Below are 19,025 nucleotides of genomic sequence, written 5' to 3'. Positions count from 1 at the left end.
CGTGTCGAGCTGCAGCGCGCGGACGACGTTGGGGTGATGTCGTGTTCCTCATCCATCGCGAATCCCCCCTCGGTGATCTGACGGCGCAGCGTGGCCACGTCCTCCTGGGGCACGAGCGCGTCCTCGGCGCCCGGCGGCAGCACGCTGTGGCGGAAGTCGGCGAGCAGCAGCACGCCGCCCGGGCGCAGCACGCGGTGCACTTCGCGCAGGAAGCGCGGCGCGTCGGCGTAGCAGTGGCTGGACTCGACGCTGAGGACCGCGTCGAACGTCGCGTCGGCGAACGGCAGGTCCTCCGCGTCACCGCGGACGAAGCGCAGCCCGGGCCGCGCGTGGCGCTTCGTGCAGCCCTTGATCGCGCCGGCGGCGAGGTCGAGGCCGACCATCGAGCGCGGCGCGAAGCGCTGCATCACGAACGCGGTCCCGCCGCCCCGGCCGCAGCCGACCTCGAGGACGTCGTTGCCGGCCAGCTGCCCGGGCCGGGCGACCTCGGCGTAGAGCTGCAGGCCGAAGCGGTCGTCGGCGTCGGCGTCCGGCGACGCCGCGCCCTCCAGCGCGGCGTAGCCGTAGTTCATCATCGTGGTCGTCGCGCGGCGGCGGCCGCTGGTCCCCAGCTCGTAGACCGCGCGCCACACGAGCTTCTCGCCGCGCTGCCGGAGCCCCGGCGCCCGCCGCAGGACGGCGCCCGCGGCCGAGCGCACCGGGCGGAACCCCACGTCGCGGCCGCGGGTGTCCGCCCGGGCGCTCATGGCGTGCAGGGCATGGGAGCGGGCAGCGGGAGCGCCGAGCCGTCGGGGAACGTCAGGTCGACGGTGGCCGCCCACGAGCCCGCGCACTGCGCCGGGGCGTGGATGAGGTCGTAGCGGGTCTTCGTGGTGCGCTTCCGCGCCTTCTTGGACCTCGCCCTGGCCTTGAGCTTGACGACCTTCTTGACGGTGCGCGTCGCGCCGACGTCGAGCGTGATCGACTTGAAGGCATAGCCGACGTTGGGGAACGGCGGCGGGACCGGCAGCGGGTCGAACACGAGCGACAGCCCGGCGGCCGACTTCACGAGGGTCCCCGGGACGACACGCCAGCCGGTGACGTAGGCGAGCATCCACACGCGGTTGCCGGTCGACATGTAGGGGTGCAGGGCGAAGACGGCATCGCGCTCGCTGCCGTCGGGCAGCGTCACGCCGATCACGAGCTGGCCGCCGCCCATGGCGCTGCCCTTCGGGCACTCGTTGAGGACCGCGCGCTCGCGGCTGCAGCGCGCGGCCAGCGCGCGCGTGTCGAACGTGAACCCGGTGGGCGCGCTGAACGTCAGCGCGGTCGGGATCCGCAGGGTCACGGGATCCAGCGTGCCGTCGATGGCGTAGTGCAGCTTGGTGGCACCGCCGGCCTTGGGCGGCGTGGCCGTGGCCACCGCCTGCGCGCCGGCGGGTGCGGCGACGGCCAGGGTGGCCACCAGGGTGAGGGGAACAGACGACGCATGCGGTCTCCTCTACGGATGGGGGTTCGCAGCAAGGGTGCTTGCCGGTCGCTCGGCGCGAGCGGGTGCGCCGGGCCCGGGAGGCGGGACGCCGAGCTCGCGCCCGATGAGCTCGACGGCGCGGCCGACGCCGTCCTCGGCGCGGATCCGCTGGCCCAGCGCGGCGGCACGGCCGCGCATCTCGACGCCGCCGGAGGCCACGCGGATCGCCTCGCCCAGCCGCTCGGCCGTCAGCTCCAGGCGCGGGATCGGCTCGGGGGCCACGCCGAGCTCGTGCAGCCGTCGCGCCCAGAGGAACTGGTCGGTCATGTGCGGGATCGTCACCGAGGGGATGCCGGCCCGCAGCGCCGCGGCGGTCGTGCCGGCCGGGGCGTAGTGCACGGCGGCGGCGCAGCGCGGGAACAGCCAGGCGTGCGAGACCGTGTCGATCACGAACACCTCGTCGGGCAGCGCCGCCGCGTCGATGGGCTGGTCGCCGCGGATGAGGACCGCGCGCCGCCCGGCCAGCGCCAGCGCCTTGACCACGAACGCGGTGGAGGCCGCCGGGTCGGGGTCGATCATCGTGGCGAAGCCGATGGACACCGGCGGCGCCCCGTCGGCCAGGAAGGCCTCGAGCCCGGGCGGCGGCTCGGGGTCGAACGTGGTGTCGGTGAACCAGTAGCCCGTGACCTCGGCCCGCCGGCCCGCGGTCGCCGGCGGGTCGAGCACCTCGCGGCTGAACGCGTACAGGACCAGCGAGCCGGAGCGGTCCAGGCCGGCGAACGGCTCGCGCAGGGGCACCCGGCCGATCCCGATGGCGCGCCGGCGCACCCCGTCGAGCCACGGCTTCGCGGCGGCCCAGGCGACCTGGCGGATCGCCGGCGCCAGCCGCGCCGCGCGGCGCTTGGACGGGAACATCCAGGCCGGGGGCTCGATGTAGGCGCGCACGAGCGGCACGCGGAGGTGGTCGGCCATCTGCCAGCCGAGCACGAAGGCCAGGTTGGAGGCCACGATGGCCTGCGCGCCCTCGCAGGCGGCCGCGGCGTCGGCCAGGCGCCGGTCGGCGACCGACCGGGCGTCGCGCAGGAAGCCGACCCAGGTCGGCAGGCGGTAGGAGCCCTTCTCGATCCAGGCGCGGCCCGCGGCGGTCTCGGTGCCGCGGCTGAGATGGCCCTCGGCCAGCGGGGCGAACTCCAGGCCGGCGCCGGTCACCAGACGCTCGTAGCGCGGGTGGGTGGCCAGACGCACCTCGTGGCCCGCGCGGGCCAGGCCCGCGCCGAGCGCGACGAACGGCTGGACGTCGCCGCGGGACCCGACGGTCAGCAGCGTGAGGCGCATGTCAGCGCCCCCCGACCGGTCGGCCGGCCACGTCGGCGTACTGCAGGCGCCGCGCGAGCCGGCGGGCGATGTCGCGCGCGGTGTCGCTGTCGGCGGTGCGCGCCAGCTGCCGCACGCCGGCCAGCGCCTGGGCCCGGTCGGCCCCGTCCCAGAGGGCCCGGTCGTCCTGCAGGGACGCGGCCCGTGCCGTCGGCAGCACCTTCTGCAGCTGGGCGAACGTCGCGGCCGGCCGCGGGTCGGGCACGGCCTGGAAGTTCGACGCCGGACGCTGCCCGGCCGGGCCCTGCGCCACGACGGAGTAGGTGTAGCGCGCGCCGGGCACCGCGGTGCGGTCGACGAAGAACGAGCCCGTCGTGGTCCCGATGACCTCGGACTTGCCGGGCAGCGGCACGTCGATCGGGGTGGCGTTCGGCGTGCCGTAGGGCACGATCTGCGGCAGCTGTCCGTCGTAGGTGAAGCCGTCGGGATCGGTCAGCGGCGCCATGAAGTTCAACACGATGTCGGTCGGCGTCGTGCGGACCACGTCGTACCGGGCGGCCCTGGCGCCACGCTCCCACGAGAGCACGGTCCCGTCGCGCTGGACGTCGGTGAGCAGGTGCTGGGGCCGCATGGCGGCGGTGGTCGCCGACACCGTCGGCGTCGGGCTGGACCTGACCGGCGTGCCGTTGGTGCCGGGGAACGCCTGGCAGTCGTTGGCGTCGCTGGAGAAGATCCGCGTGCCGTGGGCGTGGTCCGCCGTGCCGATGTACATCTTGCCGTTGGGGGCCGGCTGCATCGTCCGCACGCCGAAGTCGTACTCGTCGCCGCTGAACGAGGTGCGGGTGGCCGGGAACCAGTCGATGCCGTCGCACGTCGTCCAGACGTCGAAGCCCAGCTCGCCGGCGAGCACCTGGCTGAGCAGCCCGGAGAACTGGTCGTTGTTGGGCTTGTCGTCCGGCGGCCAGTTCTTGCTGTCCTGCAGCAGGTAGCTCCAGTCCAGCGTGCCGGCGTACAGCGCACCGTTCTGGTCGGAGATCCGCCAGATGTGGGGCATGAACACGTTCTCGAACCCGTCCATCAGGCCGCTGATCGGGTAGCGGTAGATGCCGTCGGCCGCGACGCGCGGGCGCCCGACGACGACCTGCCAGTCGTCCCGGTGGTCGATGCGGATCATCTCCGTCGTCGGGATGTCGTCCGTCGCGTACCAGCTCACCGCGCTGACGTAGAGGTGGTCCTTGAAGACGTGCATGGCGATGACGCCGGTCATCTTCGGCCCGCGCCCCGCGCCGTCGGTGACGATCGGCTTGAAGTGGAACGGCTTGCTCGTCCGCGTGGTCTTCCAGACCGAGTAGCCCTTCTTGGCGCTGCCCGAGCCGATGTACAGGCCGCCCCGGTAGACCTCGATCTCGAAGACGTGCATCCAGGGCGCCGAGACCTGGCGGAAGCGCGACGGCTTGTGGTCGGTCCGCCAGGGATCGAGGACCTCGAAGAGGGCGCCGTCGCCCGCGTAGGCGGTCGAGGCCAGCGCGTACATGCGCCCGCGCCACCACGTGATGCCGCGGAAGCCCATCACGCGCTGGTCGCGCAGCGAGCCGGTCTTGTCCACCACGAAGGAGTGCGCGAGGTTCGTGTAGGTCAGGCCGTCGTAGGTGCGCAGCAGGCGGGGCGACGCCTTGTGGCGCAGCTCGGGCACGATCTCGTCGGGCGAGACGCCGCTGACGAACAGCGCCTCGCGGCCGTCGGGGCCCTTGCGCACGCTCATCCCGCGGTAGGCGATGTCGCGGGCGATGAGCTTGCCGGGCGACCGCGGGTTGTTGACCGCGGGCGAGCGATAGACGCGCACCCAGGTCTTGTTCCACGGCGTGTAGCGCCAGATCTCCGCCCGCAGGTCCATGTTCCAGCGGTTGCGCGGGCAGTGGATGCTGGGCATCTTGTACGGCCGGTAGGTCTTGGCGACCGGGAAGTAGAAGTCGGTCGTCGCCGCCTCCATGCACGCCACGTAGCGGCCCGTGCCCACGTAGAGCGCGCCCTTGAACCACGCCATGCCCCAGGCGTAGCTGTTGTGCACGTTGCCGAAGCCGCGCTGGGCGATCACGTCGACGCCGGGGACCGCGGCCTGGGCGCTCGTGCCGAGCACGCAGGCCAGCAGGACGGCGGGCACGACGACGCGGGCGACGAGCGCTCGGAGGGTCCGGGGCGTGCCCGGGCGACGGGGGTTCATGAGGCTGACCTCGTAAACGGCGTGGAGCGGGGGGCAGACCCGCCGGTCGTGGCAAGGTTCGCGATGAGCCGGGCGGCGCCTGCCGGCCCGGGCGCGGCGGCGAGCTGCTGGGCGGCGCGTTGCGCGCCGGCCAGGTGACGCGGATCGCCGAGGACCTCCTCGACCGCGTCGCGCAGGCGCTCGGGCGTGCAGCGGCGCGGCATGAGCCGGAGGCCCGCCCCGGCGGCGACGATGCGCGCGGCGCTGGCCGGCTTGTCCCAGTCGGTGGGCACGACGACGAGCGGCACGCCGTCGCGCAGCGCGGCCATGACGGTGCCCATGCCGCCGGTGGTGACGATCGCGCGGCAGCGCGGCAGCAGCACGTCGTGGCTGAGCCAGTCGGTGATGTGGACGTTGGCCGCGGGGGCGCCGAGGCCCATCGTCGCGGCGTCGCGGCCGCGGCCGGTCGTCAGGATCGCCTCGTAGGGTCCACCGCCCAGGCCCTGCGCGGCGGCGCGCAGGACGACGTGGTCCCTGAAGTGCGACGTGCCCTCGGTGACGTGGACCCACGGGCGCCCGGCGGGGATCGCGTCCAGCGCGGCCAGCGTCCCGGGCGGCTCGGGCGGGTGCCACAGGCACGCGCCGACGTAGTGCACGTTGGGCGGAAGGTCGGTGCGGCGGTAGTCCAGCTCGGGCGTGCTCAGCACGAGATACAGCGGGAGGCGGCCCAGCGCCTCGTGCACCGTGCCACCGAGCGGGCCGAGGCCCTGGTCGGCCCGGTAGCCGTCGATGCGCGTGCGCATCCGGCGCGTGACGAGCGTGGTGACCTGCGCGGCGACCGCGCGCAGGGCGCCCGCGCGGGCGCTGCCCCGCGGCGCGAGCCCACCGGGCACCGGCGCGTCGGGGCCGGGCAGCTCGGCGCCCGTCAGCGGCGAGACGAGCGCGACCGGCACGGGCAGGGTCTCGGGCAGCAGCGTGGGACCCCACATGGAGGCCTCGGCGCCGACGACGTCGGGGCCGTAGGCCGCGACGACGTCGCGCAGGTCGGCGACCTGGTCGGGGATCGTCCCGATGATCCACTCGCGCGCGTCGCGCAGCTGCTGCAGCGCCTGGCGCCGGCCCGCCGTGCCGCGGTCGGTGCCGTGCACGCGCAGCCACGCGGGCGCGACACGGCGGAACGGGAAGAGCTCGAACCCCTGGCCCTCGACGAGCTCGCGCTGGGATGCGTCGGTCCAGAACGCGACCTCGTGGCCGCGCTCGCGCAGCGCCAACGCCATGCTCATCTGCGGGAAGACGTGGCCCTCGAACGGCCAGCAGCAGAACAGCACGCGCGTCATGCGTGGCCCTCCTGCAGCACGGGCCCCGGGGCCGGCGCGGGCGCCGGGGCGCCGACGAGCGCCTCGAGCAGGTCCGCGGCCGCGGCGGGGCCGGGGGCGGCGGCCAGCCGGGCGGCCATGTCGCGCGCCGCGGCGCGGTGGCGCGGGTCGTCGAGCACCTGACGCACGGCGGCGCGCAGGTCGGGCGCGGTGCAGCGCCGTGCGGGGATCCGCACGCCCGCGCCGACGCGCGTCACGCGCCGCGCGTTGTCGGGCTTGTCCCACGTCGTCGGGACGAGCACGAGCGGCACCCCGGCCTCCATGGCCGAGAGGATCGTGGCCTTGCCGCCGACGGTGACCACCGCGGCGCAGCGCGGGAGCAGGTCGCCGTGGTTGAGCCAGTCGGTGACGTGGACGTTGGGCGGCAGCGCGCCGAGCGCCTGCACCACGGAGTCGCGCTGGCGGCCCGTGGTGACGATGACCTCGACGGGCTCGTCGGCCAGCGCCTCGGCGGCCATGCGCAGCAGGAACGGGTCGCCGTAGGCCAGCGTGCTCTCGGTCACGTGGACCCACGGGCGCTCGGCCGGGATCGCGTCCAGCCAGGCCGCGGCGCCCGCCGCCTCGGGCGGGAACCACAGGCAGTTGCCGACGTAGTGGACGCTCTCGGGCAGGTCGTGGCGGTCGTAGTCGAGCTCGCGGATGTTGCCGACCAGGTAGAGCGGCAGGCGCGCCGTGTAGCGGTTGACCGACTCCTTGACCGCGGGCAGTCCGAAGCCGGCGCGGATCTCGTCCACGCGGCGGCGCAGCGGCGCGCCGCCGGCCTCGATGGCGGCCGTGATCGCACGCGCGGCCAGTCGCGAGCGCGCGGTGGTCGGGGCCGGCAGCCCGAAGCCGAAGGCCGGTGCGTCGGGGCCCGGGATGAGCGGGCCCATGAACGTCGAGGACAGCGCCACCGGCACCGGGCCGCGGTCGTGGAGGACCATGATCGGCCCCCACAGGGAGAGGTCGGTGGCGATCACGTCGGGGGCGAACCGGGCCAGGACGTCGTCGAGGTCGGCGATCTGGTCCGGGATCGTCTCGACCATCCAGTCGCGCAGGATGGGCAGCAGGCGCCCGCGGCCGGGGCGGCCCTTGGTCGTCCCGTCGTCGACGACGCGCATCGCGGCGAAGGCGCGCTCCTGGTCGACGCGGTCGAAGCCGAAGAACGCGTACCCCTCGCGCTCGATCGTCTCGCGGACGGCGTCGCCGCTGTAGAACGCCACCTCGTGGCCGCGCTCGCGCAGCGCCGCGGCGATGGCCATCTGCGGCAGCAGGTGGCCGGTGAACGGCCACAGCGTGATGAGGATCCGGCTCACCGGCGCGCCTCGGCGAGGGCATCGGTCCCGGCCGACGCGGTGCTGCGCTGCAGGCGCTGGACCTGGCGCCCGTAGTACAGGCGCTCGAACATCTGCTCGGGGAGGTGGCGGCGGGCGAAGATCGCGACCGACGCTCCGCGACCGACGACGTAGCGCAGCCGCGGCTCGTCCTCGGTGATCGCCCGGTGGATGGTGAGCGCGACCTGCTCGGGGCTGGTCTTGTTGCGGTCCACGATGGCGTCGGCCTCCGCCTCGCTGGCCCAGAACAGGTCGTGGTACGGGCTGTCCTCGCTCATCGCTCGCTCGGCGGTCCCGCGGTGGCGCGACCAGCGGGTCGTCTTGATGATCCCGGGCTCGATGATGATCGACTGGATCCCGAAGGGCGCCAGTTCGACCGCGAGCCCCTCGCCCAGGCCCTCCTGGGCGAACTTCGTCATGCAGTAGATCGTCACCCCGAAGCCGGCGATGCGGCCGCCGACCGACGAGACGGTGAGGATGCGCCCGCAGCCGGCCTCGCGCATGTGCGGGATGACGGCCCGGGTGACCGCGATCGTGCCCAGGACGTTGGTGTCGACGACCTGGCGGATCTCCTCGGGCGAGCAGTCCTCGACGCAGCCGCGCAGGCCGATCCCGCCGTTGTTGACCACGCCGTAGATGCCGCCCGTCGCCTCGACGATCGTCGCGACGGCGTCCTCGATGCTCTCGGGGTCGGTGAGGTCCAGCCGCAGCACCGCGAGGTTGGCGCCGCGCTCGGCGGCCGCCCTCAGCACGTCGGCGCGCTGGGCCAGGTCGCGTACCGCCGCGAAGACCACGAAGCCCTTCGACGCGAGACACAGGGCGGTCTCGAGCCCGAGCCCCGTGGAGCTCCCCGTCACGAGCACCGCATCTCCGGGACGGCCCGGCCGGCCGTTGTTCAGTCCACGCATGAGCCGTTGACCACCTCGACAGCATCGGCATCCGCGGGCAGCAGCCGGCCACGGACGTGTTGGGCGACCAGCTCGGGCTGCTCGAGCGGTCCGAAGTGCCCCCACCGGGTGGCGGGGAGCAGGATCGGTTCGACGTCGGGCAGGTGCGCCCGCAGGTAGTCGAAGGTGTCACGGAACGCCGACCGCTCCTGGTACATGAGCACGACGGGCGTCCGGATCTCCGCGATGCGCTCCAGCGACAGCGACCCGACGCGACGGTAGTCCTCGGGCAGCGTCGTCTCCTCCAGGAGGCGCAGCATCGGCTTGGGGTTGCGCGGCAGTCCCCGCAGGGGACCCCACTGCTTGGGCAGGTCGATCGTCGCGCGCATGAGGTAGCGCAGGTCGCTGCGGCGGTCGGCCGGCACGACGTGCCCAGCCCCCTCCAGCGCCTGCACCCAGTAGGTCCAGCCGACCCAGTCCTCGTCGCTGCGGACGGCCTCCAGCGCGGGCAGGGCAGACTCGATGGCGATGACCTTGCTCACGCGCCCGGGATGGGTGGCGGCCAGGTACAGCGCGATGTCGGCGCCGTAGCTGTGGCCGACGATCGCGGGCCGCTCGAGCTCGAGCGCGTCGAGCAGGTCCACCAGGTCGGCGGCCATGTCGTCGAGCGTGTAGCCGTCGGGCGGCGTGTCGCTGTGCCCGTGGCCCCGCAGGTCGTAGGTGTGCAGGCGCAGCTCGTCGCACAGCGCGGGCACCAGGCGCAGGTGCCACACCGCGAGGTTGCCGGTGATGCCGTGCACCATCACGACGTCGGGCCCCTCCCCCACCGACTGGTGGTGGATGCGGATCCCGCTGCGCAGGACGGTCTTGGGCATGGTGGGCGGGCCGGCTCCTCTACTCGACGTAGCCCAGGGCGCGCAGGCGGTCCATCACGCCCGCCTGCTCCTCGGCGTCGAGGACGAGATCGGCGGACCGATCGGGGACGGGCGCCGGGGCCGCGGCCGCCGGGGCGCTGCGCGGCGCGTTGCGCGCGAGCTCGGAGGGCTCGAGGATCTCGGTGGGCACCCGGCCGGCCATGTCGTCGGGAACGGGCAGCCCGAGGCGGTGCAGCACCAGCGGCGCGACGTCGACGATGGACAGCTCGTCGACCTGCGCGCCCGCACGGATGCCGGGCCCCTGCGCGATGAAGATGCCCTCCCAGCGGTGGTGGCCGCGCGGCTCGTCGCGGCGCGAGATCAGCTCGTCGGAGGGCAGGATCGACACCGTGCCGGCGTCGGCCAGGACCATGGTGACGTCCGGCCCCAGCGCCTCGAACGGGCCCGCGAACGCCTCCTCGCGGGTCCACACGTCGGCGACGAGCGGCCGGTCGTCGTGCGGCCGGCGCAGCGCGCGCAGGCCCTCGACGATCTCGCCGGTGACCTTGCGGCGCACGTCGGCGGGCAGCGGGGTGTCGGTGCCCGGGAGGGTGCCGACGATCGTGATGCCCTGGCTGCTCGGGGTCGCCGCGTAGGCGATCGTGCGCGTCCAGTCCACGGCGTTGACGTGGCGGGTCATCTCGGCGAAGCCCACGTCGGTGCCGTGGCGGCCCTCGGCGTCGCCGCCGCCCTGCGCCCAGGTCAGGTAGCCCTCGCGCTCCAGCCACGAGTTGACGTGGAACACCTCGCGGGTGGGCCCGAAGCCGTGGTCGGAGGCGACGATGACCGTCGCCTCGGGCCCGGCGAGCTCCACGAGCTCTGAGAGCATCCCGTCGAGCTCGCGGAAGTACCGCTCGCAGCGCTCGATCATCCCCTGCTCCCAGGGGGTCGGGTCCGCGGGCCGGCAGGCGGGGTCGATGAACCGCCAGCACAGGTGCTGGAGCTTGTCGACACCGTCGAAGAGGACGGCCATCAGGTCGGCGGGCTCCTCCTGCATGAGGTGGCGGGCGACCTCGAACCAGCGGTGCTCGCGGCGGATGTGCAGGTCGACCCACGCGGCGATCTCGTCGTCGGGGCAGCCCTCCAGCGCCTTGACCTCGAGCTCCATGTCGAGCATCTCGCGCGGGTTGAAGCCGGGCAGCTCCTTGAGCCGGTCGAACAGCCCCGCCGGGTGGCAGCCCAGCCGCAGCTGGCGCCAGGGCATCATGCCGCCGGGCACGATGCAGCCCTCCACGGGCGGCGGCGGGAACATGAGCGGGAAGTTCAGCGACAGGATCCGGCGGCCACCCTCGCTGGCCAGGGTCCAGATCGTGGCGGCGCGGACGTCCTGGGAGCTGGCGAAGCCCAGGTAGACGCTGTCGGGCTCGTCGCGCTGGAAGAAGTCGAAGACGCCGTGGGCGCCAGGGTGCTTGCCGGTCATGAGCGACGTCCACGCCGGCGGCGTGAGCGGCGGCATGACCGACCGCAGCTCGGCGCGGGTGCCGCGGCCCATGAGCTCGCCGACGAACGGCATGATCCCCTGCTCCACGTAGGGGTCGAGGATCGTGTAGGTCGCTCCGTCGAGGCCGATGAGCAGGGTCGGGGCCATGGTCATCCCTCCTGGGCCGGAGTCGGATCCGGCCGGTGCTCGCAGATGAAGGCGACGAGCTCGGCGACCGTGATGTCGCGCTCGGCCTCGGGGCGGCGGCCGATGTCCTCCAGGAACTCGGAGAACGGCAGGCGGCCGAACTGGTGCTGGATCATCGTGCCGAGCACGACGATCTCCAGGGACTCGAGGCCGAGGTCGGCCACGAAGCGCGTGGCGGGGACGACCTCGCCGTCGTACTCCCAGTCCCCGGCGAGCTCGCCGAGCAGGTCCAGCACTCCGGCCATCACGGCGGCGTCGGTGCTCGTCGGCGTCATCGGCGCTCCTCTGGCTCGTTGGTCACGATGGTCACGGCGACCACGAGGTCGTCCTCGCGCCGGGTGGGCACGACGACCTCGCGGCCGGCCGTGCGCACGACGACGGTCCCGCTGGCCACGTCGATCCCGGCCACCTCGGGCGACCCCTCGTCGCCGGTCACCACGCCGATCCCCGTCGCCTTGCCGGCGGCTTCCTTGGCACACCAGCAGCGCAGGACCCACTCGTCGGCGTCCTGGGGGGCGACGCCGCCCAGCAGCGCGCGCTCGCCGTCGCGCAGAGCCGCCTCGGCGAAGCCCTCGGGCCGCGGGCGCACGAGCTCGACGTCGATCCCGATGCGGGCCCCGGCGCCGCGCGGCGCCAGCAGGGCCAGGCCGAACGCGTGGCCGCCGGTGTGGGCCAGCGAGACGACGGGCTCGACCTCCAGGCCGTCCAGCGCCGGGCAGGCGACCCGCGGCGCGCCGAGCTCGTCGGCGGCGATCTCCAGGTCGGCGGGCTGCAGCTCGAGGCCCGTGCCGTCGGCCAGCAGGCCGGCGACGGCCTCCTTGGCGGCGGTGCGCGCGCCGAGCCACTCCAGCTGCCGGCGCTCGGGCCCGCGCAGCGCGTCGAAGCGCTCGCGCTCGCCGCGGCCGAGCACGCGGCGCGCCCAGACGGGCTTCCACAGCGCGGCGTCGGCGGGCAGGCGCGCGTCGATGCGCCGGCAGGCGGCGGCGGGCAGGCCGAGGGCCGACACGGGCGTCGCCCACTGCGTCGACAGCGGGGCCAGCGCCCCGGGCACCGTCAGCGGCGCGAAGCGGTCGGGGACGTCGAAGCGCCGGTCCTCCCAGCCCGTCAGGCGCATCCAGCAGCCGCCCTCGGCGTCGGCGACCTCGATGTCGGAGCGCACGAGCGCGTCGCCCTCCGTCGCGATCGCCGCCACGCAGTCCAGCGCCGTGCCGTCGGCCGGGCGCGGGCCGAAGAGGTCCAGGGCGGCCAGGCGGAACGGGAACACGACCCGGCCGCGGTGCAGCTGCTGGGCCGCCCAGAAGCCGATGACCTGGCCGGCGGCGTCCAGCGCCACGGGGTCCAGGACGAGCGCCGGGGCCGGGTCGCCGCGCAGCAGCCCGTCCTGCGGGAGCACCTCGAGCCGGGCGCGGGCCGCGGCGGGGCCGACGAGGTCCATGGCGCGGACGCCCTGCCACAGCGGCCCGTGGAACATGACGTCCTCGTAGAGGCGCTCCGGCGGGCAGTCCCCGGGCCCGGCGCCCGCCAGCGCGGCGGCCAGCGGCGCGGGCCGGACCGGGTGGGCGCCGGCGAGCAGCACGGTGCCCTCGACGACCGGGGCGCCCCCCTCGCCGTCGGCGTCGGGGTCGCGCAGCTCCACGCGCACGGCGTCGGCGTCGGCGTCGGCAGCCGGCAGCCGGCGGGCGGTGAGCTCGAGCGTGCGGGGCGCGTCGGCCCAGGCCAGCCAGCGGTGGGCGCGCACGTCACGCAGGCCCGTCACGATGCGCCCGGGCACGAGCGCCGCGGCGGCCTCGGCCATCAGCTCCAGGCTCATGGCCATCGGCATGACGGCCAGCGCGGCCAGATCGGGATCGGTCCGGGCGACGGCGCGGCCCAGGGTGTGGTGCAGCAGGTAGCGGTCGTGCTCGGGATCGACGAGGCGCCGCGCGCGCAGCTCCACGCCGGGGTCGCACGCCACGACCTCGCCGAGCAGCGGCAGGGCCGCCCCCGCCGCCCCCGCCGCCCCGGCGAGGTAGGCGTGCATGACCTCGCTGCCGGCGTGCAGGAAGCGCTCCATCGTCGCGAGGTGCTCGGCGACCGCCGCGGTGACCTCGTCGCCGCCGACGGGCAGCGGCGCGTCCCAGGCCGGGGCGGGCTCGAGGACCGCCGCGGCGGGCGCGGGCGCGGCGACGGGCGCGGGTGCCGCGTGATGGCCGTTGCCGTTGCCGTTGGCGACGGGGGCCGGCGGGGCGGGCGCCGCGGGCGCCCGCGCGCCGAGCCGGGCGCCGTCCTCCTCCGAGAGCGCCAGCATCGGCCAGCGCGTGGAGAGCGCGATGCGCGGGGCCGGCGGGCGGCCCTCGGAGGCCGTGGGCGCGCGCCAGTCGACCTCCCGGGCGCCGCGGCCCGCGAAGAGCGCCGCGACGTCGACGTCGGCGTCGTGGACGGCCAGCAGCCCGCAGACGTGGTTGAGCTGCGCCGTGCCCGAGCGCCGGCGCACGTCGCAGGCCACCGCGACCGACGGGCGGCCGCGCAGGGTGTCTTCGATGAAGGACGTCATGTTGCCCCGCGGGCCGGCCTCGACGAACACCCGCACGCCGTCGGCGTAGAGCGCCTCGATGGTCTCGCGGAAGCGCACGGCGCTCGTCCAGTGCTCGCCGAGCAGCGTGCGGATCTCCTCGGGCTCCTCGGGGCAGCGCGCCGCGGTCGTGCAGGAGTACAGCGCGGTGTGCGGGCGGCGGACCGGCAGCCCCGCGAAGACCTTGCGCAGGTCCTCGGCGAAGGGCTCGAACATCGGCGTGTGCACGGCGCGGTCGTAGGGCAGCTGCTCGGCGACGATGCCGTCGGCGGACGCCAGCGCGTGCGCGCGCGCCACGGCCTCGCGCTCGCCGACGAGCACGACCTGGTGCGGGCAGTTGTCCATCGCCAGGTGCAGCTCGCCGCCCGCCGCGGCGGCGATCTCGGCCGCCTTGGCCGCGTCGGCGCCGAGCGCCAGCAGGACGGCGCGCGGGACGTCGTGGCGTTCGTCGGCCGCGGCGTAGGCGTCGTTGAGGCCGCGGCAGAAGCCGCCGAGGCGCTCGTCGGTGTCGAGGTCCAGCGCGCCGGCGACCATCGCGGCCGAGTGCTCGCCGGTGCTGTGGCCGACGGTCGCGTCGACGCGCCGCAGGAGGCCCGACATCACCGCGTGGAGCGCGGCGTTGGCGGTCAGGACCGACTCGACGGCGATGTCGAGCTCCATGAGCTGGGCGTCGTTGCGGGCGCGCTCCTCGTCGGACAACGCGGGCCGCGGGTAGACCCAGTCGCTGAGCAGGTGCCCGCGCGGGTGGTCGGCGTAGAGACGGTCGATGCGGTCGAAGGTCTCGCGCGCCTGCGGGAAGTGCAGGCACAGGTCGGCGAGCATCCCCGGGTACTGGGCGCCCTCGCCGGGGAACACGAGCGCCACCTTGCCCTCGCGGCCCAGCGGCTGCGCCGCGTAGTAGATCCCCGAGACCGACTTGATCCGCCGGCAGGCGGGGTCGGCGAGCTTCTCGGCGGCCTGCAGCAGCTTGCCGCGCAGGTCCTCCACGGAGGTGGCGACGACCGCGAGGCGCAGCGGCGCGTCGACCGTTCCCAGCTCGCCGGCCAGCGTGAAGGCCAGGTCGGTCAGCCCGAGCTCGGGCGCGGCGGCGACCGCGACGGCCAGCCCCCGGGCGGCGTCGGCCAGCTCGGCCTGCGTCGCGCGCTCGAGCACGCAGAGCTCGCTGTCCCACGGCGGCCGGTGGTCGGCCCCGGGCGTGCCGGGCACCTCCTCGAGCACGACGTGGGCGTTGGCGCCCCCGAAGCCGAAGGCGTTGACGCCCGCGCGGCGGGGCTCGGCGCCGCCGTGGATCCAGGGGCGGGTCTCCGTGTTGATGTAGAACGGCGACTGCTCGAGCCCGAGCTTGGGGTTGGGCGTCTCGCAGTGCAGCGTCGGCGGCAGCACGCGGTGGTGCAGGGCCAGGGCCGTCTTGATGATCCCCGCCACGCCGGCCGCCGGGATGGTGTGGCTGATCATCGACTTGACCGTGCCGATCGCGCAGCGCGGCAGCAGCGCGTCGCGCGCCCCGAAGACCCGCGTGAGCGCCTCGAGCTCGACGACGTCGCCGACCGGCGTGCCCGTGCCGTGGGCCTCGATGAGCCCGACGCTGCGCGGCGAGACGCCGGCGTCGTCGTAGGCGCGGCGCAGCGCGAGCTCCTCGCCCTCCACGCGCGGGGCCATGACGGTCGTGCCGCGCCCGTCGCTGGAGGCCCCGGCCCCGCGCAGGACGGCGTAGACGCGGTCGCCGTCGCGCCGGGCATCCTCCAGGCGCTTGAGGACGATCATGCCGATGCCCTCGCCCAGCAGCGTGCCGTCGGCGTGCTCGTCGAACGGGCGGATCTGCTGCGTGCGCGACAGCGCGCCCAGGCGGCAGAACAGGTTGAGCGTCGCGACGGGCATCCAGACCTGTGCGCCGCCGGCGAGCGCCAGGTCGCACTCGCCGCTGCGCAGGTCGCGCATCGCCAGGCGCACGGCCAGCAGCGACGACGCGCACGCCCCATCGACGGTGTAGCTGGGCCCGCGCAGGTCGAGGCGGTTGGCGATGCGCCCGACGATGATGTTGGGGATGAGGCCGGGGACCGTCTCGGGCCCCAGCGGCGGCAGCTGGCCCTGCAGCTCGCGGCGCAGCGCCTCGAGCTCGGCCTCCGTGTGCTCGGGGTGCAGCCGGCGGATGAGCTCGATGGTCTGGCCGACGACGAGGCCGCGCTGGACGGCGATCGCGTTGCCGCCGTTGAGGTAGGTGCCCTTGCCCAGGACGACGGAGGTGCGCTCGCGCACGTGCTGGGGCAGCTCGGTCGCGCCCGCGTCGGCCAGCGCGTCGGTCGCGACCTGCAGCGCGAGCCACTGGTCGGGCTCGCCGCCGACGTCGACGGGCGGGATGCCGTGGGCCAGCGGCGCGAACGAGGCCAGCGAGCCCAGGTAGCCGCCGCGCTTGCAGTACGTGCGGTCCTGGTCGCGGAACTCGGGGTCGTAGTAGACGTCGGGGTCCCACGACTCCGGCGGCGGATCGGTCACCGCGTCGGTGCCCGACAGGATGTTGCGCCAGTAGGCGTCCAGGCCGGGCGCGCCCGGGAACAGGCATGCCATGCCGGTGATCGCGATGCCGCCCGGCACGCTGGCCGCGGCCGCCGTCATGCCGCCCCCGCGGCGAGGCGGTTCAGCGCGCGCGTGCCGACGCCGACGACGTCGGTGAGCGTGGCCAGCAGCGTCCCGTCGGCGGCGTGGAACCAGTGGTCGGCGTGGCAGAGCGGCGCGCGGCTGGCGGGCCGGATCCGCAGCTCGTGGCGGATCGGCCCGGTGGCGGCGCGCGCGCCGGCGGCGACGTGGTGGCCGCCGATCTGCGCCGGCAGCAGCGTGACGTCCCAGTACAGGCGCGCCCAGATGACCTGGACCTGCAGCGCGGCGTCGAGCAGGATCGGGTCCAGGAGCCAGTCGCCGCCGGCGGCGTCCTCCACGCACTCGGCCGGCGTAGAGGGCGTCAGCAGCGCGCTGGACCCGCGGTCGTCCATGCCCGTGATCGCCGTGATCCGACGGAAGGCCGGCCCGTGGAAGAGCAGCTCGTCGTAGGCCTCGGCCACCGTCATTGGGAACGCGGCGAGCCCGTCGAGCGCCGCCGGGCCGGGCTGCCCCGAGGTCGCCGGGCGGTCGAGCTCGACGATGGAGCGGTACTGGGCGCGGGCGCCCTGGGCGGCGCTGATCGTGACGGGCACGTCGCCGCCCTCGCCGGGCGCGGCGGCGGTGATCCGGATGTCGGCCCCCGCCTCGTCGTCGACGGTGACGCCGTGCAGCAGGCGGATGTCGCGCAGGCCGGTGACGGCCGCGCCGGGGTTGGCGAGCCGGGCCGTCTCGGCCATGAGCTCCATGGCGACGGCGAAGGGCAGGACCGCACGGCCGTCGACGCGGTGGTGGTCGAGGTAGCGGTCGTGGGCGACGGCCAGCGCGCGCTGCACCTCCACCCCGCCGTCGGGCGCCGGGGTGGTCTGCGTGCGGGCGGCCAGCAGCGGCAGCGCGGCGGCGCCGGCACGGGAGCCGTCCGGGCCGGTGACCCCGCCGATGACCAGCTCGGCCTCGCCCTTGCGCCCGCGGTGCAGCTCCTCGAGCAGCATCCGGCAGCCGGTCCGCGGCGGGATGAGGGCGACGCCGCGGCGGGCGAACTCGCGCTCGACCTCCGGGGAGACCATGCCGCCCGAGCGCCACGGGCCCCAGTCCACGGCCACGACGCGGCCGGGCCAGCGGCGGTCGAGGTCCTGGGCGAGCTTGTTGAGGATCTCGCTCGCGGCGGCGTAGTCGGCCTGGCCGCGGTTGCCGAAGCGGCCCGAGACCGAGCTGAACAGCACGAGGAACCGCAGGCCCTCGGGACGCAGCCGGCGGGCCAGCGTGTCGGCGGCGCCGGCCTTGGCGGTCATCACGCGCTCCAGCGAGCCCAGGGCCTTGTCGCGCACGAGCTTGTCCTCGATGACGCCGGCGCCGTGGATCACGCCGTCCAGCCGCCCGTGCTCGGCGTAGACCGCGTCGATGAGCGCGCCGAAGGCCTCCGGGTCGCTCACGTCGCAGGCCCGGTACTGCACCGCCGCGCCCGCGGCCTGCAGCGCGTCGAGCGTGGCGCGGATCTCGCGGGCCGCCAGCAGCGCGCGGCAGTCGCCCTCGACGAGCGCCGGGGTCAGCTCCCGCGCGTCGCGCCGGCGGGCCTCGATGAACCAGCTGCGCAGCGCGGCGAGGTCGGTGAGCCCCGCGGTGCCCTCGTCCTCGGCGACGGGCTCCGTCCGCCCGACGAGCACGAGCCGCGGCCGGTGGCGCTGCGCGAGCGCCAGCGCGACCTGGGCGGTGATGCCGCGCGCGCCGCCCGTGACGAGCACGACCGCGCCGTCCTCGAGGAGCTCGGCGTCAGGGCGCTCGGCCAGGGACGCGGGCACGAGCACCGGCGTCGTGCGCTGCCCGTCGCGCCAGCCGACCTCGACGAGACCGTCGCCCGCGGTGAGCTCGGCGAGGACGTGAGCCGCGGCGTCGGCGGGCGCGGCGCTCCCGACATCGACCGCCTTGCACCGCACCGCGGGCCACTCCTGGGCCAGCGACTTCACGAAGCCGGCGGCCGCGCCCTGGGCCGCGCCGCCCTCGGGCGGGCCGTCCTGCACGCCGCAGGCGCCGTCGAGCCGGGCGACCGACATGACCGCCGCGCCGCCGGCGGCGGCCGCCGCCTCGAGGTCGTCGGCCATGGCCTGGGCGAGCAGCAGCAGCGGCGCCACGCCCGCGTCGCCCGCGGCGGACTGGCCCGGTGCGACGAGGTGCACGAGCGCCTTCGGGGCGTGGCCGTCGGCGCGCAGGCCGGCCACCAGGGCCACGGCGCCCTCGCCGTCGCGCGGGGCGTCGGCCGGCGCGAGGCGGACGACGGCCTCGCCGCGCCGGGTCAGCGCGGCGGCGACGGCCTCACCCGTGCCGTGGCCGTCGTCGAGGACCACCACCGCGCCGCCGGCCGCCAGCCCGGCCTGCTCGGTGATGGCGGGAGCGCTCAGGGACTGCAGGACGAACCGGCCGATGCGCTCCTGCTCGGCCGGTCCTGCTTCAAAAGGGCTGACGCCCTCCGGGCTGTCGGCCACGGCGCCCTCGGCGACCGCCTCCTCCAGGGCCCCGATCACGTCGGCCAGCGTCTTGCTCGCGGTGACCTTCTCGATGTCGACCGGGACGTCCTTGAGCAGCGTCTGGGTCAGCGTTCCGGCGATCTCCACGCGCTTGATGGAGTCGATGCCCAGGTCGCCCTCGAGGTCGGCCTCGAGGTCGAGCATCTCGGCCGGGTAGCCCGTCCGCTCGCACACGACGTCCAGCAGGGCCGTGCGGATCTCCTCGCGGGTCACGGTCCCGTTGCTGCCGTTGGCCGTGGCCGGGGCGGCAACGGGCTCCGATGCCGCCGGCGCCGGCGC

Annotated in this window: 11 protein-coding genes and 2 pseudogenes; all 13 read right to left on the bottom strand. The window is 75.4% G+C overall.

All coding sequences use genetic code 11. The features are described 5' to 3' along the window. Nucleotides 1–158: 158 nt before the first annotated feature. Nucleotides 159–572 (bottom strand): annotated as a pseudogene (locus FSW04_RS28485) (class I SAM-dependent methyltransferase); the annotation flags it as partial. Nucleotides 573–742: 170 nt separating this feature from the next. Further along, nucleotides 743–1,444, bottom strand: a complete 702-nt coding sequence (locus tag FSW04_RS12675; protein ID WP_146919761.1) for a hypothetical protein — start codon at nucleotides 1,442–1,444, stop codon at nucleotides 743–745. A 36-nt stretch (nucleotides 1,445–1,480) separates the two neighbouring features. Then, nucleotides 1,481–2,785: a glycosyltransferase gene (locus tag FSW04_RS12670; RefSeq protein ID WP_146919759.1), complete on the bottom strand. Its 1,305-nt coding sequence runs from the start codon at nucleotides 2,783–2,785 to the stop codon at nucleotides 1,481–1,483. Between the two features lies 1 nt (nucleotide 2,786). Beyond that, nucleotides 2,787–4,985: a fibronectin type III domain-containing protein gene (locus tag FSW04_RS12665; RefSeq protein ID WP_146919756.1), complete on the bottom strand. Its 2,199-nt coding sequence runs from the start codon at nucleotides 4,983–4,985 to the stop codon at nucleotides 2,787–2,789. Beyond that, nucleotides 4,982–6,301, bottom strand: coding sequence for a nucleotide disphospho-sugar-binding domain-containing protein (locus FSW04_RS12660; protein WP_146919754.1), 1,320 nt, complete (start codon nucleotides 6,299–6,301; stop codon nucleotides 4,982–4,984). The genes FSW04_RS12665 and FSW04_RS12660 overlap by 4 nt, the downstream gene beginning before the upstream one ends. Continuing rightward, the gene (locus FSW04_RS12655) at nucleotides 6,298–7,635 is read right to left on the bottom strand and encodes a glycosyltransferase (RefSeq protein WP_228430449.1); all 1,338 of its coding nucleotides are present in this window, start codon (nucleotides 7,633–7,635) and stop codon (nucleotides 6,298–6,300) included. The genes FSW04_RS12660 and FSW04_RS12655 overlap by 4 nt, the downstream gene beginning before the upstream one ends. Next, a complete protein-coding gene (locus tag FSW04_RS12650) occupies nucleotides 7,632–8,561 on the bottom strand; it encodes an SDR family oxidoreductase (protein ID WP_146919752.1) in 930 nt (309 codons plus the stop codon). Before FSW04_RS12650 ends, FSW04_RS12655 begins: the two co-directional genes overlap by 4 nt. Further along, entirely contained in the window at nucleotides 8,549–9,415 is an 867-nt protein-coding gene (locus FSW04_RS12645) for an alpha/beta fold hydrolase (RefSeq protein WP_146919750.1), read from the bottom strand. The genes FSW04_RS12650 and FSW04_RS12645 overlap by 13 nt, the downstream gene beginning before the upstream one ends. Before the next feature lie 19 nt (nucleotides 9,416–9,434). Further along, nucleotides 9,435–11,042: an alkaline phosphatase family protein gene (locus FSW04_RS12640; protein ID WP_187368725.1), complete on the bottom strand. Its 1,608-nt coding sequence runs from the start codon at nucleotides 11,040–11,042 to the stop codon at nucleotides 9,435–9,437. Nucleotides 11,043–11,044: 2 nt separating this feature from the next. Beyond that, the gene (locus tag FSW04_RS12635; protein ID WP_146919746.1) at nucleotides 11,045–11,356 is read right to left on the bottom strand and encodes a phosphopantetheine-binding protein; all 312 of its coding nucleotides are present in this window, start codon (nucleotides 11,354–11,356) and stop codon (nucleotides 11,045–11,047) included. Beyond that, nucleotides 11,353–16,245 (bottom strand): type I polyketide synthase, encoded by a 4,893-nt coding sequence (locus tag FSW04_RS12630; RefSeq protein WP_146919743.1) that lies wholly within the window; start codon nucleotides 16,243–16,245, stop codon nucleotides 11,353–11,355. The genes FSW04_RS12635 and FSW04_RS12630 overlap by 4 nt, the downstream gene beginning before the upstream one ends. After that, on the bottom strand, nucleotides 16,242–18,398 hold the full coding sequence (locus FSW04_RS12625; protein ID WP_456062055.1) for an SDR family oxidoreductase: 2,157 nt from the start codon (nucleotides 18,396–18,398) through the stop codon (nucleotides 16,242–16,244). The genes FSW04_RS12630 and FSW04_RS12625 overlap by 4 nt, the downstream gene beginning before the upstream one ends. Before the next feature lie 393 nt (nucleotides 18,399–18,791). Next, nucleotides 18,792–18,929, bottom strand: a pseudogene (locus FSW04_RS28855) (phosphopantetheine-binding protein); the annotation flags it as partial. Nucleotides 18,930–19,025 lie beyond the last annotated feature (96 nt).

The sequence above is a fragment of the Baekduia soli genome, from assembly GCF_007970665.1.
Taxonomy (GTDB): domain Bacteria; phylum Actinomycetota; class Thermoleophilia; order Solirubrobacterales; family Solirubrobacteraceae; genus Baekduia; species Baekduia soli.
The sequence above is the reverse complement of the archived record's forward strand: the minus strand, read 5'-3'. Positions and strand labels throughout refer to the sequence as shown.

Bases quoted from the DNA above. Each gene is read 5' to 3' on its own strand.
- FSW04_RS12665 (WP_146919756.1), bottom strand. From the start codon at position 4,985: ATGAACCCCCGTCGCCCGGGCACGCCCCGGACCCTCCGAGCGCTCGTC.
- FSW04_RS12670 (WP_146919759.1), bottom strand. From the start codon at position 2,785: ATGCGCCTCACGCTGCTGACCGTCGGGTCCCGCGGCGACGTCCAGCCG.
- FSW04_RS12635 (WP_146919746.1), bottom strand. From the start codon at position 11,356: ATGACGCCGACGAGCACCGACGCCGCCGTGATGGCCGGAGTGCTGGAC.
- FSW04_RS12630 (WP_146919743.1), bottom strand. From the start codon at position 16,245: ATGACGGCGGCCGCGGCCAGCGTGCCGGGCGGCATCGCGATCACCGGC.
- FSW04_RS12660 (WP_146919754.1), bottom strand. From the start codon at position 6,301: ATGACGCGCGTGCTGTTCTGCTGCTGGCCGTTCGAGGGCCACGTCTTC.
- FSW04_RS12640 (WP_187368725.1), bottom strand. From the start codon at position 11,042: ATGGCCCCGACCCTGCTCATCGGCCTCGACGGAGCGACCTACACGATC.
- FSW04_RS12645 (WP_146919750.1), bottom strand. From the start codon at position 9,415: ATGCCCAAGACCGTCCTGCGCAGCGGGATCCGCATCCACCACCAGTCG.
- FSW04_RS12650 (WP_146919752.1), bottom strand. From the start codon at position 8,561: ATGCGTGGACTGAACAACGGCCGGCCGGGCCGTCCCGGAGATGCGGTG.